Below are 16,295 nucleotides of genomic sequence, written 5' to 3'. Positions count from 1 at the left end.
TCTTATCTAATTTCATTACGTTTTATGGTGGCGGTGATGCGAATGTCTACCCCAACCATACGAACGTCTGTAATGTTTAAATCTATGACGTCAGCCATAGCGCTTAACCCTAAAGCACCGATAAGCCCCCGACCATCGCTGCCCATGAGTTTTGGCGCAAGGTAAACAATGAGCTCATCTACAAGATTAGCCTTTATCATCGCACTCGCTAGCGTAGCTCCAGCTTCAACCCATAAGTGATTGATGTGGTGCTCATCCGAGATACGTTTTAATGTCGTTGATAAGTCAATTTGGTCAGCGCTGTCCAATAGAGGGATACAGTCTCCATCAGAGCGAATAATAACTCGCTCTCCATCGGTGTGGAACAGCTTGAGCGCACCCGTTAAATGGTTCTGACGGTCTAAGATTACACGTACTGGTTGACGAAGTTCTTCTCGTAAATACTGCGCTTGAACACTGGTAGGTAAGTCATCCCAACGCACATTGAGTGACGCATTATCATCAATCACCGTTTTGCTGGTAGAGAGAATACCACCACTCATCGCTCGATAACGCTGCACATCTTGGCGGGCCGCAGGGGAGGTGATCCATTGGCTCTGACCATTACTGAGTGCGCTTTGCCCATCCAAACTGGCTGCCATTTTTAATTGAACAAACGGCATGCCTGTACGCATGTACTTTATAAAACCAGGGTTAAGGGCAAGGGCATCTTGCTCTAACAAGCCGATTTGTACTTCAATTCCTGCATCACGTAACATCTGGATGCCGCGACCTGCAACTTTCGGGTTTGGGTCTACCATGGCGCAAACCACACGTGCCACTTTGGCTTTAATCAGCCCTTCGGCACATGGCGGTGTACGGCCGTAATGAGAGCAAGGTTCTAGCGTCACATAAGCGGTTGCACCAACTGCTTTTTCACCCGCCATGCGCATCGCGTGCACTTCGGCATGCGGCTCACCAGCACGATGGTGATAGCCTTCACCGACAATTTCTTCATCACGAACGATGACACACCCTACATTTGGATTAGGGGCGGTGGTATAAATGCCACGTTTCGCTAACTTAATAGCTCGTGACATCATGGCGAAATCTAAATCAGAAAACGCTCTTTCAAGAGTGTGTTGAGTCATGAGCTACTCAGTCTTCTAGGCGGGCAATCTCTTCGCCAAACTCGCGAATATCTTCAAAGCTGCGGTAAACGGAAGCGAAACGAATGTAAGCCACCTTATCGAGCTCTTTGAGCTGGTCCATGACTAAATTACCAATCATTTCACTCGGAACCTCTCGCTCACCCGTCGCACGCAGTTGTGATTTGATCATACTGATCGCTAACTCTATAGAATCGGCACTCACTGGGCGTTTCTCTAAAGCGCGTTGAATACCGCCAACCATTTTATCTTCATCAAATGGTTCACGGTTGCCATTCGATTTGATCACTTTAGGCATCACTAACTCTGCGCTTTCAAACGTAGTGAAACGCTCGCTACACGCCAAGCACTGACGGCGACGTCGAACTTGATGGCCATCAGCCACTAAGCGGGAATCAATAACTTTGGTATCGTTCTCGGAACAAAAAGGACAATGCATATCACCTCCATATCTATACCAAAATAACCTCATGAGCAATCACGGATAACCACGCGTTCATGGTTATACGGACTCTATTAAAGCTATTTGGGTATAACGCTTTCAAACCGAAATAAAAGCTCATGTAGTGTAGCGGAATTGGTATGTTAGACAAAACAAAAAGGGGCGCAAAGGCCCCTTTTTCACTCAAGATCTCGTCGAATGTGTTAACTGCGTGCTAAGTAGTTCGCTTTACCAACCCACTTGTAGCTAGTTAGCTCTTCTAAGCCCATCGGACCGCGTGCATGTAGCTTTTGCGTAGATACTGCGACTTCTGCGCCAAGGCCAAATTGCGCACCGTCTGTAAAGCGCGTTGAAGCATTCACATAAACCGCCGCCGAACCGACAGAATTGATGAACAGTTCTGAGTTTTCCAAACTATTGGTCATGATCGCATCTGAGTGGCTCGCGTTATGGACACGCATATGATCAATGGCATCTTTCACATCAGACACAACTTTTACACCAAGAGTGTAGCTCAACCATTCCGTATCAAAGTCACCTTCAACAGCATCGCGAATTTGTGTTGCTTGAGCCATCAGTGCTTTTGCCTTAGGCTCTGTCACGAAGGTCACTTTATCGTTCATGCGCTCTACGATCATTGGTAGGAATTGCGCTGCAATTTTTTCATGCACGAGCAGCGTATCTAATGAGTTACACGCAGATGGACGTTGAACTTTAGAGTTCTCAACCACATTCAGGGATTTCTCTAGATCAGCGGATTCGTCGACAAAGATATGGCTGATACCAAAGCCACCAATAATCACCGGAATCGTGCTGTTTTCTTTACACATTTTGTGTAGGCCAGCACCACCGCGTGGAATGATCATGTCGACGTAATCGTCCAACTTAAGCAATTGAGAAACAAGCTCACGATCTGGTTTTTCAATGTACTGCACAGAAGCGGCTGGAAGGTTCGCCTTTGCGAGCGCAGACTGAATAACCTTCACTAATTCCATATTCGAGAAAAAGGTCTCTTTGCCACCACGTAAAATACTTGCGTTGCCGGTTTTCAAGCACAACGCTGCAATATCAATGGTTACGTTTGGACGCGCTTCATAAATTACGCCCACGACACCAAGCGGCACACGACGACGAGACAGTGACATCCCATTTTCCAGTACCTTACTGTCTATTTCGCTGCCTACAGGATCGTTCAAGCTAATGACGTTGCGAACATCATTCGCAATTGCAGTCAATCGTTCTTCATTAAGCAAAAGGCGATCGAGCAGCGCATCGGTTAAACCCGCTTCACGGCCAAGTTCGATGTCTTTAGCGTTTGCCGCCAAAATAGCAGCAGAGCTTGCTTCTAGCTCATCAGCAATGATGGCTAATGCTTGGTTCTTTTGCGCAGTTGACGCTGTCGCTAATTCGAAAGCTGCATCTTTAGCAGCTTTACCCATATTCGTTAAATCCACTTTGCTTCCCTCTAATTCTATTCCTGAATGACGACCAAATCATCGCGGTGAATCACCTCAGAGCCATAATCATGACCCAAAATAGAGATGATATCTTTACTGTGCTTACCCGTAATTTTAGTTAGGTCATCACTTGAGTAGGCGCTGATGCCACGAGCCACCAACTTACCGTGAGTGTTTGTTACACGCGCCACTTCGCCTCGTGCGAAGTCACCACTAACTTTGATGACCCCTTTAGCAAGTAGGCTACTGCCCTTGCCAACCACAGCATTGACTGCACCATCATCAATAACGATGTCGCCCGATGCCGCAGGTCCCGCTAGAATCCAGCGTTTACGGTTCTCTAAGGCTTCAGAGCAAGGTAGGAAGCGCGTGCCCTGAGGTTCAGCACTTAAAGAGTCAAAGATAACATTCGGCGCACTACCAGCAGCAATAATAACCTCGATACCTGCGCGGCGAGCGATGTCTGCGGCTTGCAGCTTCGTTGCCATACCACCAGTACCCAATGTTGTACCGCTTCCACCTGCGATTTTACGCAGCGTGTCGTCGATGGTTTTTACTTCCTTGATAAGCTCTGCGTTCGGATCTTTACGAGGGTCAGCAGTAAACAGACCTTTTTGGTCCGTTAAAAGCAAGAGCTTATCTGCACCACATAAAATGCCTACCAAAGCGGAAAGGTTGTCGTTATCGCCAACTTTAATCTCGCTAGTCGCAACGGCATCATTTTCGTTTACGATAGGAACAATATCGTTCGCGACGAGCGCATTAATAGTGTCACGCGCGTTAAGGAATCGCTCACGATCTTCTAAATCGGCACGGGTTAGTAACATTTGGCCGATCTTGATACCATAAATACCAAACAAAGACTCCCATGTTTGAATCAAGCGGCTCTGCCCCACCGCGGCAAGTAACTGCTTACTCGCCATCTCGTTGGGCAATGCGGGGTAACCAAGATGCTCACGGCCTGCTGCAATCGCACCAGACGAAACCATTACGATTGAATGGCCTTGTTTTTTAAGCTCAGCACACTGGCGTGCTAACTCAACCATGTGTGCACGGTCGAGTGCCAGAGTGCCGCCTGTCAGCACACTTGTACCCAGTTTCACAACGACAGTTTGTGGTTGTGAAACAACTGCATTTTGTTGATTCGTTGTCATGATGTCTTCTGAAGTGAAAAACAAATAAAGAGAGGATGTTTTAACAATCAAATAGGGAATTAACAAGAGAAAAGGTGCGTTTTCGCACCTTTTTGTTTGGTATTAAATGAAAACAACCAAATTAAGCGAAATCGAAAGACTCCGTGTGATATTCGACTTCTAATTTGAAGTGTTCTTCTAAAGTATCAACCAGCTTTTGATGGAATGTGCTCTGCGTGAGATACACTTCCTCTACCACTTTTTTGGGAAGGGCTTCAGATACCCATTGCCCTTCTTTGTTGTACTTGCCAATATGATATTTAGCAGTAAAGCCTCCCTCGATGGATTCCAAATCCATCCACCAGCCCCAAAATTCACGCTTCTCAGGCGATTTTTTGTCGTCTACACATACAGATAAACAATCAAAATAATAGCGCCCTTCTTGCGATTGTGGTTCGCGCAGGTAAGGCCCTATCGCCTTCAACTTTGACATCAAGCGAAAGTGAGTCGGGCCCTGAGTCGTCTCTGACATATGAATCTCCGTTTTCATAGTTAAAAGTAAACACCCAAGAATGATTATTATTTTTAATTATCATGAGCTTATTTTTTGCTCAGATATATCACTCTTAACTAATTTAGGAGAATTGTCACCCTAATAATTCATCTTCTAGCCACTTTATGGCTAAATCGAGGGATTGCTCATATCCTTTTGTAATTGTTTTGGAACTGATTTTTTTCGCTCTACCATACTGGCTAAATAGAGCAACAAGTTGATTATCACTGTGTGGCGACACTGGATCGCCCTCAAGACTCAAAGCCAAAATAGGCACTTTGGTTTTTCGACTGCTCAGGAAGCCCTGAACCTTCAATGACCACGCCATCATCTGACCAGCCATGCTATTAATATCAACCGCATTTTTCCCCAAACGGGAAGCCAAAAGATCTAGGTACATCTTCGGCATTTTTTGTAACTTCTGAGGGGAAGTAAAAATATCATGTACGGGTGCGCCTAGAGCGACACAAGCTTTGATCTTTTCTTGCTCAACAAAAGAGAGTCTGATCATGGCATTACCACCAAAACGAAACCCAACTAACCCCACTTTGTGATGATCAACCCAAGGTAGCGAGTAAAGCTCATTCAATACCGCTTGATGTAGGCAACTTGAATTCTCGGTCAAGGGCCAATGAGAGCTATGCCCTACTGAAGGCATGTCTACGGTTAACATCGCAATATCTCGCGGTGCAAGACGATTACGGAACAAACGCCACATGTCGGTTTGTAGAGTATCCAAACCAGCGCTCACCATGACCACAGGCAACTGTTTATCCGTTCTTGGTAAATGGAGGTTCGCGATGATTTTGCGATTTTGGTAAGGCACTTCAATTTGCTTGATGGTGTACTTAGTTTTTTCTGCGCCGTCAGAATACGCTTTGTTTGCCAGTACTTGAGCCTGCGATGCCAAGTTGTCATTTTTTAAATGTGGGTAGCCTGCAATACTAAAACACAAAGAAGCAGTGAAGAGTTCATCCGCTGCCTCTTCTCCTTGCATTTCATTTGCTCGCTTCTGATGAGCCATACCAAGCTTGATCCACTCAAATGTCCAGTTACCACTGTGATAACCCATTACAGTGTCCAACCAATCATCATTGGTTCGCGAGTGAGAAGATGAAGCAATTTTGGACAGTACGCCTTCCATTTCGATCGGAGACAATCCTTGCCAAGCCCATTGCAAGCGACGCAAATGACGATACCAAGCACGATCACCCTGCGCTTCTCGTTCATCAAGTATTTTTTTACTGGTCGGCATGTACTGGGTAAGCGCGGAGGTTTCTTTTGCTTGCTTATGTTTCACGAACAAAGTTTCGGAAAGATTTTTACTGACGTCTTCAGACATAGGAAGAACCCTAGGCTATTAGCATGATTTAATATCATAATAAAAAAAATGCCCCTATAAAGGGGCATTTCTCAATATTCTTTAACCGCGTTTATTTTTGCTTGCGGTTTACTGGCTCAGCATACTGGATTGACATATCCCAAGGCTGCTCGATCCAAGTGTCTTGAGCAATATCTACAACGTAATCATCCAGCAGCTCTTTGCCTGATGGTTTCGCACACACAGCGATCATTTTCGCTTTTGGATACATCTCACGTAGTTTGCGCGCTGTATCACCACTGTCTACTAGGTCTTCAACGATTAGGTAACCTTCGCCATCACCTTCAGGTGCTTTTAGTACCGTCATGTCGCGCTGATGATCATGGTCGTAGCTTGAAATACAGATTGTATCAACGTAACGAATACCCAGTTCACGAGCCAAAATAGCGCCAGGAACCAAACCGCCGCGGCTTACCGCCCAAATTCCTTTCCATTGCTCAGCTGGCATTTGTTTTTCAGCCAGTTCACGGCAGTAAGTCTGCATTGCATCCCAAGTGATAATGAATTTTTTACTCATTGTAATAACCTAATAATTTGAAAATATGCATCCTCAAAATCTAGCGAAGTCACTCAAAAGCGGAATGCTCACTAACTTCTCCAAAATGTTTGGAGACGAGGATTTCAAGCTGCGCAAACGATTATTCTACCGAAACACACCGCTAATACCAACGGTGATATCAAAATTCTCTGCCTATTCCGCAGAAAAACCGTCTTCTGTGAACAACGTAAAAAAAGAAAAAGCCAGCGTGAATAAATCCACACTGGCTTTTTGCTCGAGAAATTAACCGACGAGGTATTTAACGATGAAGATGGCTGACATCACCCATACACTCATCGACACTTCACGGCCCTTACCGCTGAATAACTTGATCGCCGCGTATGCGATAAAGCCTAACGTGATACCTTCTGCAATCGAGAATGTTAGCGGCATAACTAAACAAGTCACAACAACTGGGGACGCTTCAGTTAGGTCACGCCAATCAATGCTTACTAGCCCAGACAGCATCAAGATCGCCACATAGAATAGCGCACCTGACGTTGCATAAGCAGGGATCATACCCGCAAGTGGTGAGAACAATAGAGCAAGTAGGAAGAGTACACCAACAACCACGGCTGTTAGACCAGTACGCCCACCCGCAGCTACACCAGAAACGCTTTCAATATAAGATGTCGTGTTGGAGGTACCAAGTAATGCACCTACTGACGTTGCTGTTGAGTCTGCAAGTAACGCTTTGTTTAAACGAGGGATGTTGCCATTCTCGTCAGTTAGACCAGCTTTTTGAGAAACGCCAACGAGCGTACCTGCGGTGTCAAATAAATCGACAAATAGGAAAGCAAATACGACGGAAATCATGCCTACTTCAAACAAACCAGAGAAATCCAGTTGCATGAAAGTTGGCGCAATGCTTGGTGGCGTTGACATAATACCGCCCCACTGCACATCACCAAATAGAAGACCAAGCGCTGTAACGCCAAGAATGGCGATCATCACCGCACCTTTCACACCACGGTGAACCAGTGCAATCGTAAGAAAGAAGCCAATCGCGGCCAATACAGATGGCAATGATGTGATCTCTCCCATAGAAACTAATGTCGCTGGGTTATCAACGACGATACCTGCATTTTTTAATGCGATAAACGCTAAGAAAAGACCAATACCAGCTGAAATACCTGTTCGTAGAGAATGCGGGATCGAGTTAATAATCCACTCACGGATCTTAAATACGCTTAAAAGAATGAACAGAAGGCCAGAAACAAATACAGCCGCCAACGCAACTTGCCACGTATAACCCATTCCCAATACAACAGAGTAAGTAAAAAATGCGTTCAGGCCCATTCCTGGTGCCTGTGCGATTGGGTAATTGGCAACAAATCCCATGATAAAACAGCCGATTGCGGCAGCAAGACAAGTTGCGACAAAAATGGCGCCACGGTCCATACCGGTATCCGACAGGATCGCTGGGTTTACAAAAATAATGTAAGCCATAGTTAGGAAGGTCGTAACACCTGCAATGATCTCAGTGCGCACATTTGTGCCATTTTCACTGAGTTTAAAAAGCCTCTCGAGCATGATCGAATCCTGTAAAGGTAAAAAGTAAACGGTTGCGTAATCGATTGGCGGGAATTATAAAGTTATCAAATAGCAAATTCTAGATAGAATCTTCACTCTAATGCGTTTTTTTTCTTTGGATATGAAACACATTCTCTAACCCATCAAAGCAAGTAAAGAAATATATTCTTATAAAACAATAGGTAACCCAGATAACACAGTTCTCTAAAAGAGAATAAAAACTGAGCAATGTACTAAACTTTCAGATGAAAAAGGCCCATTTTAAACATGGTATCTAACAGATTTGATGGAAAAGTCGATAAAACCGAAGAATGGGGAATAGAAGAAGGCTTTGATGGCAATAAGTGAGTCAGGAAGAGAAAATAGAGATAAAAAAACGCCACCCAATTTGGGTGGCGGTGAATCATGTCAGCACTATCACTGAAAAAAAATTCCAATTTATAGGGGTGAACAAACTGTTCGAGTCACATGCGTTGACTTCACTTAGTAGCCAAAGCTTGTTGGGTATACAAAGTTACCGGTGTAAACAGACTTGCTATTCCAGAACATTGTACTTGGTAAACCTTTCATAACTATCACCTTTTAAATCAATTAAACATTCGTTGATTTCTCGGTTCCTTGGAGGCGATAAAACGGACTCATCCTTTGAGCATTTCATTCTTCTCTCAGAAGCTGGTTACAAATATACCACCAAGAAATTTAATTACAAGCATTTTAGTGATTGGAATCACAAAAAATACATAAATTGACCTTTATCAAAGTTTATATGTAATTAAATTACAATTTTATGAATTAAAAAATAAAGCCACTTTCAGAATGTATGATAGAGAACACATAGTGCTTGTTATTGTATTCACAAACTGTGACAGTTCTGAGAGAAATCCTTGTGATCGCGACTACTCGTACTCCTTATCTGGTGGTATGCTAACGGCAATTTGAAGGCCAAATCGTCTAGCATTTAATGCTACCTTGACAACATTTTTACGGTATATATTTGGCAAAGCACATCAAAAGGAGTCCTCCGTGTCTGAGTTCCATTCTGAGATCAGTACCTTATCACCTGCTCCACTTTGGCAGTTTTTCGATAAGATTTGTTCTATCCCTCATCCATCGAAACATGAAGAAGCATTAGCACAGTACATTATCAACTGGGCAACAGAGCAAGGCTTTGACGTTCGCCGTGATCCAACCGGTAACGTGTTCATCAAAAAGCCCGCGACACCAGGAATGGAAAATAAGAAGGCTGTTGTACTTCAAGCACACATCGACATGGTGCCGCAGAAAAACGAAGACACTGAACACGACTTCACCAAAGATCCAATCCAACCTTACATCGATGGCGAATGGGTAACTGCGAAAGGCACGACGCTTGGTGCAGATAACGGTATTGGTATGGCTTCTTGCCTTGCTGTATTGGCATCTAAAGATATTAAGCACGGTCCACTCGAAGTTCTGCTGACGATTGATGAAGAAGCAGGCATGACTGGCGCATTTGGCCTTGAAGCTGGTTGGTTAGAGGGTGAGATTCTTCTAAATACAGACTCTGAGCAAGAAGGCGAAGTCTACATGGGTTGTGCAGGTGGCGTTGATGGCACCATGACTTTCGATATTTCTCGAGAATCAACGCCTGCAGGTTTTGTAACACGCCAACTGACGCTGAAAGGCCTAAAAGGTGGTCACTCAGGTTGTGACATTCACACAGGTCGCGGTAATGCCAACAAATTACTTGGTCGTTTCCTTGCCGGTCATGCTCAAGAGCTTGATTTACGTTTAGTCGAATTCCGTGGTGGTAGCTTACGTAATGCAATCCCTCGCGAAGCGTTTGTTACTGTTGCGCTTCCTGTCGAAAACCAAGACAAACTTGCTGAGCTGTTCAACCACTACACTGAGCTGCTTAAAACTGAATTGGGTAAAATCGAAACAGGTATCGTAACCTTTAATGAAGCGATCACGACTGACGCGCAAGTATTTTCAATCGCCGATCAGCAACGATTCATTGCGGCACTTAACGCTTGTCCAAACGGCGTAATCCGTATGAGTGATGAGGTGGAAGGCGTTGTTGAAACTTCTCTAAACGTTGGTGTGATCAGCACAGAAGAAAATAAAGTCACCGTGCTTTGCTTGATTCGTTCTCTCATTGACTCTGGCCGTAGCCAAGTGGAAAGCATGCTGCGCTCGATTACTGAGCTAGCAGGCGCACAAATTCAGTTCTCAGGCGCTTACCCTGGCTGGAAGCCAGATGCAGATTCCGAGATCATGGCAATTTTCCGTGATATGTATGAAGGCATTTACGGTCATAAGCCGAACATCATGGTCATCCATGCTGGTCTTGAGTGTGGCCTATTTAAAGAACCATACCCACACATGGATATGGTTTCTTTCGGTCCAACAATAAAATTCCCCCACTCTCCAGATGAGAAAGTGAAGATTGATACTGTTCAGTTGTACTGGGATCAGATGGTCGCGCTTTTAGAAGCGATTCCAGAGAAAGCATAATTCAATCACGAAAAATGACAAAGGGTGCCATACGGCACCCTTTTTTTGGTTTAGTTGAACCCAACTACACACGGTTTTGCGCGTAAGCGGCTAATTCATCCATTGAGGTTTGTGCAACAACTTCACCATCAATGTAGTAAGTGACAAACTCACCATCGCGTACACCCATGAGTGTCGCCTTTTCACCGTTACTGTAAGTAATATCCATTTGAACAGTGTTCTCATCGATTTGCTGCATTCGCCCCTGCTCAATGACACGGTTATCCGCTAATGGTGCGATTGGTGCCGTCGTTAACGACTTATCTAACTGGTGATTGACATCAATGTAAGTATCTACCTTTGTATCGAAGATATGTGGCTTACCATTTAACGGGTTCTTACCCGTCCAAAATTCTAGAGAGTTAAACACGATATAATCCGCTGCGATCGCGACACCATAAACAGGCGCTAAAAGCATATTTAGGCCACCTCGAGCGTAACGGTTGTCAACAGCTTTCAAGTTAAATCCCATGACATAACCTGTCACGGCATTACTACCTACGCAACCTGAAAGTGAAACTGCTACCGCAGTCAATGCACCAATTTTAGCAATTGCCTTTTTCATCAAAACCTCTAGTTATAAAGTGTGAAACCTCAAATTCGGCGCGGATATTATCGGATAAAAAGTAGGGTTAAAAGTCCGTTTTTTTGTCCTCCACGAACAGTATTATTTTTAATACAGTCACATTTTTTAAGACTATTATTGCGCTCTCTTCTCTATGTCTTGTTATGTATTAAACTGATAGAAAAGATCATATTGAAAACAAAAACTTCACACACACCAAAATTTCACGCATGACGATTAAAGTAATTTGTCGTGTCCTTAATGAGAATGATTAGTGCGATTTTGCAGCAATTGTTACATTGCTGGTGACGCATTTGACAGAGATGGTTTATGGCCAGAAGTAAAAAAAGCAAAGTGTTTGAGCTCTTAGGACATCAAATACAACCAGGACAACGATTAGAGATCGAATTTGAAGCAGCGAAGCTATATACACATTCGCCTTTATCTATTCCTGTGGAAATCATCCATGGGAAACAAGAAGGACCAGTGTTAATGGTGAATGCTGCTATCCATGGTGATGAGCTTAATGGCGTAGAAATCGTTCGTCAGATCATTAACCAACTGGATCCACAAAAACTGAAAGGCACTGTCATTGCAGTACCTATCGTTAACGTTTTTGGTTTCATCCATAAATCTCGTTACTTGCCCGACCGACGAGATCTCAACCGTTGCTTTCCTGGCAGTGAAAAAGGCGCACTTGCATCTCGTATGGCACACGGGTTCTTTAACAACATTGCCAAGCGTTGTGACTACATTTTGGATCTACACACAGGGGCAATTCATCGCACGAACTTGCCACAGATCCGCGCAAACTTAAGCAACCCAGAAACTCTGCGTATTGCTCAAGCATTTGCAACGCCAGTGATTGTTGATTCAGCATTGCGTGATGGCTCTTTACGCAGTGAAGCAGAAAAATGTGATATTCCAGTGCTCACCTACGAGGCTGGCGAAGCATTGCGCTTTGATCCACTTTCGATCAGCGCTGGTGTACTCGGGGTTCGGCGCGTAATGCAAGCCATTGGTATGTTGCGTGCGAGCAGGAAAAAGCTGCCTGAGCCTATCATAGCGAAGTCCACCAGCTGGGTTCGCGCGTCAGGTAACGGCATTTTGCGTACTGTCGTTAATCTGGGAGACAAAGTAGAACAAGGTGAAACGCTCGCTTATATTAGCTCTCCTCTTGGTCATGATGAGATAGAACTAAAAGCCCCGAAGCGTGGTTTGGTTATCGGTCAACAAACATTACCATTGGTGAACGAAGGCGATGCAATTTTCCACCTTGCCTATTTTAACCAAGGTGATAATGCTTTAGAGCAAGCAGTCGAAAGCTATATTGAAGGCCTCACTGAATTCGATGCCGAGCCGCTGACAACCGGACAGATACCGTTAGAAACTCAGTAATTCCTATCAAGTAGGCGCCTGATTAGCTCAAAAGGAGCAACAGTGCTCGCACTATCTTGTTTAAAGCCAATAAGCTCAGCATCCATGATGCTGGGCTTTTTGTTTTATGTACGCTAACGATACTCATCGCAGTTTCCACGAATGGATAAAAAACTTTACAATCCGTCGCAAAAACACATTTGATAATTAATCTCATTATCATTTATTAATCGTAATAATGTTCTTATAATCCGAGCTTCATAAAAACACTATAAATCATCAATATGAAACGATTAAAAAGTCATCCATTCAAAGTAAATCTCATTTCACTGGCTTTGCTCTTCCCTCTTTATTCATATGCCGAGACAGCGCCAAATGAAGAGCTTGAAGTCATAGGCGTTCGTTATGCCAAACCCATTACCATTGCTGAGCCTGCGCAAACCACCATTAATTGGTCAGAGATTGAAGAGCAACAGTACTCTAATTTTGCCTCAATGATCGATGCCGTTCCCGGTGCATCAATAGATGGTGGCGGTCGTTCTGGTGGCGAACGTATTAACATTCGTGGTTTTGATGATCCAAGCGATATCGCCGTCTTTGTCGATGGCGCTCCAATTGGCTTTCAACAATACCGCTACGGTACCTTCTTTTTTGATCCGTTCTTAATTGGCGAAGCAGAAATTATCAAGGGCGCGCACGACTATCGAGCACTCAACGGGAAGTTTGGTGGCTCCATTCGCATTAAAACCAAAAGTGTCGATGATCTCCTGTACGGCGAAAGAAACTTTGGTGCTCGCATCTCAAGTGCATACAACACCAACGGCGATGAGAACGCCTACACGCTAACACTCTATGGTAAAAACGATACTGGTTTTTATTTTCTAGCGAATGGCTCGGTAAAAGATTCTGATGACATTAAAGTCGGAGGTGGTGAAACGCTGGATTACTCAGGTTATGAGCAAGAAAACATGCTCGTAAAGGTCGGTTATGAAAACAACGATCACGAGTTTGAAATTAGCCACACTCGCTACAAAGATGAAGGTCGTAAACCTTGGGCTAACCGCCGCGGAAAAATGCCTAACATCACCGAATACAATATCAAGAAATACGGCTCATTAGAAAAAGCCCAATACGCTTACACCGTCGATAACAAATACACGGACAACACCACGACCATCTCTTACCGCTACATGCCGACTAACCCGTATATTGATTTCAATATCAAAATGGCACGTTCCGAAAACGATCGTCATTGGGTTCGCCCTGACGTAGCATTCGAGAAAATGTTCGTTTCTGTTGGCAGTTACGGTCATGAGTCATGGCTGAGTTACGAGCGTGATTACGTTGATGTGTTTAACCAAGCACAATTCGGAGACCACACTCTAGTCACTGGGCTTCAATATCAAAAAACCGATAGAGACTCGTTAGTATTCAACGCATCATACGACAGTAATGAAGCGAAAAACTACGGTTGGTACACCCCTTACTACGAACCATCTGGCACGCAGTCAATTTATGCCGCTTACATTGCTGATCACTATCAAGCAACAGACCGCCTAACAATCACACCTTCTCTGCGTTACGAATACATCAAGAGTGAAGGAAAAGGGAACGCAGCGCCGGATTATAATGATCCAGCTGCCGGACATGACTACGGTGAAACGACGCATAAAGGCTTTAGCCCACGTTTGGATATCGACTTTGATGCAAGCAATAATACGCGTTTAAACGCCTCCTACGCCTACGCTTTAAAAGCACCAACCGTTGATAACATCTACTCAGTGCAATATGCGCGAGCTACCGCTACGGCTACTGCTTTGAATCTGGACGTGTCTCGTATCCATGCTTATCAAGCAAGCGTTATCAACTTAACGGAAGGGCTGGTGAACTCTCGCGATAACCTCGCAACAGAGTTAACTATGTTCTATAACGATGTTAGCGACACAGTTGATATACGAACGGGCGAAAACCTCGACAAAAATACTACTGAGTTACAAAGCTGGAATACAAACCTAGATGGCTTTAAAAACTATGGCTTTGAGCTAATTTCACAATACCGGATTGAAGATTTCTACAGTAATTTCTCAGCAAGTTACATTCGCGGCAAAAACAAAGGTAGCCTATCTGACTCTACAGGTTCAGATGATGATCATCCTGATGTACCGCCATTAAACATTAATCTGGGTTTAGGTTACGAATGGATTCCTGGTTTACGTACGGGCTGGGAAGTCCGTTGGTATGATGCGCAAACCAAAACCAAGGCAAGCGGTAATAATTTAAAAGTGAAATCGCCAAGTGAGCAATACACGCTACAAAACGCTTACGTGGTTTGGGAAATACAACAAGTCGAAGGCTTGAGCGTTGGCGCGGTTGTGAAAAACTTAACCGATCGTTACTACGAAGCATACCTATCTAATGGCGTGCCTTCGCCTGGTCGCGAAGTCAAACTGCACCTCACTTATCAATACTAACCATACCTAAAAGATGCAGGGCAGACATTAACTGCCCTGTTATATCGTATCCAATGGCCATAATTGCACGCCGTTTTATTTATCAGTATTATCATTTCCTTTTGCTTGCATACACATTATGAACAATCTAAAAACACGGCTTCTTCTGATTTGCTTCTTCCCTGTAGGTAGCCTAGCGCAAGCTTCTGAGAACATTGCAGACTACTTACAAGAACAAAGCAAGCACCAAGTTTCAGAAGATTTTTACGCACAGCCAACAGCAAATAACCTGAATCTAGATGCAAAAACTAACTCTTTAACTTGGCACGAAGATGGTAAGCCGGATCACTGTCGTTACGCCAAGCAGCCCAAAGACGTCGCAACACATTTCGACTACGGTGAAGCAAACGATCTATCTGACGGCTTACAACACTTTGATTTACCGGAAAGACATTCTGCAAAGGTCAAATCGACACATCGCACTTATGCTAATAACCCTCACCTTCTTCCTGGCAATAAACAATTTGCAGCCCCTGAAGACGGCACGTTTAGCCTGTCCGTATCATCGGATTGTTTTTAGCCGATATAAATAAAAAATGCCCTGAGACAAAACTCAGGGCATTTTCACTATTTGTTTGATGGGTAACGTCACCATCTCACCGATTTAAACTTATTCTTCGTCAGTGTCTACTTCGGTTTCACGTGCTTTGCGGGCTTCTTCTTTACGAACTTTTGCCGCTAGTTGTTCTGCTTCACGCTCTTGACGTTGCGCTGCTTTACGCTCGTTACGAACCACTTGGTTTTGGATAAATCCAGCCAGTTCTTGTTCAGCCCAAGCTTGTGCTTTCTCTTCGCTGTCAAAGCCTGTTTCACGCTTTGATACTACAGTCTTACGAGATGTCACTTGGCGAGTGATTTCTGCGCTCCAGCCGTTACGTTTTTCAGTGACGCGGATAGCAAATTTTGGATTCTTAGACATTTCTTTCATTTCCTAAGGGATTTAGGGATCAATCAGGGATTCGGTCAACTTGATAACTCCATCTAAGCTGAGCTGTTTAACACCATCCCTTGGTAAGCGCGGTATTAGAGCATAAAAGTAATCTAAACGCTGCAAGTTTTTTACGCTAGATAATAGATGACAAAGAAGAGGCAGAACAAAGCAACGTTTCGCCAAGTCACTAGA

General features: G+C 44.1%; 14 protein-coding genes. 4 read left to right on the top strand and 10 right to left on the bottom strand.

Annotated elements, in window-relative coordinates; all coding sequences use genetic code 11:
• Window positions 1-2: 2 nt before the first annotated feature.
• The 8 genes from ribD to H9L11_RS10350 form a co-directional block, all read right to left on the bottom strand.
• The gene (gene ribD, locus H9L11_RS10385) at window positions 3-1,130 is read right to left on the bottom strand and encodes a bifunctional diaminohydroxyphosphoribosylaminopyrimidine deaminase/5-amino-6-(5-phosphoribosylamino)uracil reductase RibD (RefSeq protein ID WP_033905840.1); all 1,128 of its coding nucleotides are present in this window, start codon (window positions 1,128-1,130) and stop codon (window positions 3-5) included.
• Window positions 1,131-1,137: 7 nt separating this feature from the next.
• Window positions 1,138-1,587, bottom strand: coding sequence for a transcriptional regulator NrdR (gene nrdR / locus H9L11_RS10380; protein WP_005381578.1), 450 nt, complete (start codon window positions 1,585-1,587; stop codon window positions 1,138-1,140).
• Between the two features lie 206 nt (window positions 1,588-1,793).
• Entirely contained in the window at window positions 1,794-3,044 is a 1,251-nt protein-coding gene (locus H9L11_RS10375; RefSeq protein ID WP_033905839.1) for a glutamate-5-semialdehyde dehydrogenase, read from the bottom strand.
• Window positions 3,045-3,061: 17 nt separating this feature from the next.
• Entirely contained in the window at window positions 3,062-4,201 is a 1,140-nt protein-coding gene (gene proB, locus H9L11_RS10370; RefSeq protein ID WP_033905836.1) for a glutamate 5-kinase, read from the bottom strand.
• Window positions 4,202-4,322: 121 nt separating this feature from the next.
• Window positions 4,323-4,712, bottom strand: a complete 390-nt coding sequence (gene crl, locus H9L11_RS10365) for a sigma factor-binding protein Crl (RefSeq protein WP_005381584.1) — start codon at window positions 4,710-4,712, stop codon at window positions 4,323-4,325.
• A 115-nt stretch (window positions 4,713-4,827) separates the two neighbouring features.
• Entirely contained in the window at window positions 4,828-6,075 is a 1,248-nt protein-coding gene (gene frsA / locus H9L11_RS10360; protein WP_033905834.1) for an esterase FrsA, read from the bottom strand.
• A 91-nt stretch (window positions 6,076-6,166) separates the two neighbouring features.
• Complete coding sequence (gene tet(34) / locus H9L11_RS10355) at window positions 6,167-6,631, bottom strand: oxytetracycline resistance phosphoribosyltransferase domain-containing protein Tet(34) (RefSeq protein ID WP_005381590.1); 465 nt, start codon at window positions 6,629-6,631, stop codon at window positions 6,167-6,169.
• Between the two features lie 264 nt (window positions 6,632-6,895).
• Complete coding sequence (locus H9L11_RS10350; RefSeq protein ID WP_005381592.1) at window positions 6,896-8,185, bottom strand: NCS2 family permease; 1,290 nt, start codon at window positions 8,183-8,185, stop codon at window positions 6,896-6,898.
• A 1,023-nt stretch (window positions 8,186-9,208) separates the two neighbouring features.
• Here H9L11_RS10350 and H9L11_RS10345 point away from each other — a divergent pair.
• On the top strand, window positions 9,209-10,681 hold the full coding sequence (locus H9L11_RS10345) for an aminoacyl-histidine dipeptidase (RefSeq protein WP_005381594.1): 1,473 nt from the start codon (window positions 9,209-9,211) through the stop codon (window positions 10,679-10,681).
• Between the two features lie 64 nt (window positions 10,682-10,745).
• Here the strand turns inward: H9L11_RS10345 and H9L11_RS10340 are convergent, their stop codons facing one another.
• On the bottom strand, window positions 10,746-11,285 hold the full coding sequence (locus tag H9L11_RS10340) for a DUF3332 domain-containing protein (RefSeq protein WP_005383765.1): 540 nt from the start codon (window positions 11,283-11,285) through the stop codon (window positions 10,746-10,748).
• A 330-nt stretch (window positions 11,286-11,615) separates the two neighbouring features.
• Between H9L11_RS10340 and H9L11_RS10335 the strand changes: the two genes are divergently transcribed.
• From H9L11_RS10335 to H9L11_RS10325, 3 genes are all read left to right on the top strand, one after another.
• Window positions 11,616-12,683 carry a succinylglutamate desuccinylase/aspartoacylase family protein gene (locus tag H9L11_RS10335; protein ID WP_017820600.1) on the top strand — a complete coding sequence of 356 codons (1,068 nt, stop codon included), beginning with the start codon at window positions 11,616-11,618 and terminating at the stop codon, window positions 12,681-12,683.
• A gap of 263 nt (window positions 12,684-12,946) precedes the next feature.
• Window positions 12,947-15,133 (top strand): TonB-dependent receptor, encoded by a 2,187-nt coding sequence (locus tag H9L11_RS10330; RefSeq protein ID WP_205390745.1) that lies wholly within the window; start codon window positions 12,947-12,949, stop codon window positions 15,131-15,133.
• A 118-nt stretch (window positions 15,134-15,251) separates the two neighbouring features.
• Window positions 15,252-15,692 carry a hypothetical protein gene (locus H9L11_RS10325; protein ID WP_005381599.1) on the top strand — a complete coding sequence of 147 codons (441 nt, stop codon included), beginning with the start codon at window positions 15,252-15,254 and terminating at the stop codon, window positions 15,690-15,692.
• 90 nt (window positions 15,693-15,782) lie between these two features.
• On the opposite strand, the gene H9L11_RS10320 is transcribed toward H9L11_RS10325, so the two are convergent.
• Window positions 15,783-16,091: a DUF3622 domain-containing protein gene (locus H9L11_RS10320; RefSeq protein ID WP_025998700.1), complete on the bottom strand. Its 309-nt coding sequence runs from the start codon at window positions 16,089-16,091 to the stop codon at window positions 15,783-15,785.
• Between the last annotated feature and the right edge of the window lie 204 nt (window positions 16,092-16,295).

The sequence above is a fragment of the Vibrio sp. sp1 genome (assembly GCF_016920955.1).
Lineage (GTDB): Bacteria > Pseudomonadota > Gammaproteobacteria > Enterobacterales > Vibrionaceae > Vibrio > Vibrio alginolyticus.
This window is presented reverse-complemented; position numbering and strand designations above follow the sequence as displayed.

Excerpts from the sequence above, each read along its gene's own strand:
- ribD (WP_033905840.1), bottom strand. The coding sequence starts at position 1,130 with ATGACTCAACACACTCTTGAAAGAGCGTTTTCTGATTTAGATTTCGCC.
- nrdR (WP_005381578.1), bottom strand. The coding sequence starts at position 1,587 with ATGCATTGTCCTTTTTGTTCCGAGAACGATACCAAAGTTATTGATTCC.
- proB (WP_033905836.1), bottom strand. The coding sequence starts at position 4,201 with ATGACAACGAATCAACAAAATGCAGTTGTTTCACAACCACAAACTGTC.
- crl (WP_005381584.1), bottom strand. The coding sequence starts at position 4,712 with ATGTCAGAGACGACTCAGGGCCCGACTCACTTTCGCTTGATGTCAAAG.
- frsA (WP_033905834.1), bottom strand. The coding sequence starts at position 6,075 with ATGTCTGAAGACGTCAGTAAAAATCTTTCCGAAACTTTGTTCGTGAAA.
- H9L11_RS10350 (WP_005381592.1), bottom strand. The coding sequence starts at position 8,185 with ATGCTCGAGAGGCTTTTTAAACTCAGTGAAAATGGCACAAATGTGCGC.
- H9L11_RS10340 (WP_005383765.1), bottom strand. The coding sequence starts at position 11,285 with ATGAAAAAGGCAATTGCTAAAATTGGTGCATTGACTGCGGTAGCAGTT.
- H9L11_RS10335 (WP_017820600.1), top strand. The coding sequence starts at position 11,616 with ATGGCCAGAAGTAAAAAAAGCAAAGTGTTTGAGCTCTTAGGACATCAA.
- H9L11_RS10330 (WP_205390745.1), top strand. The coding sequence starts at position 12,947 with ATGAAACGATTAAAAAGTCATCCATTCAAAGTAAATCTCATTTCACTG.
- H9L11_RS10325 (WP_005381599.1), top strand. The coding sequence starts at position 15,252 with ATGAACAATCTAAAAACACGGCTTCTTCTGATTTGCTTCTTCCCTGTA.
- H9L11_RS10320 (WP_025998700.1), bottom strand. The coding sequence starts at position 16,091 with ATGTCTAAGAATCCAAAATTTGCTATCCGCGTCACTGAAAAACGTAAC.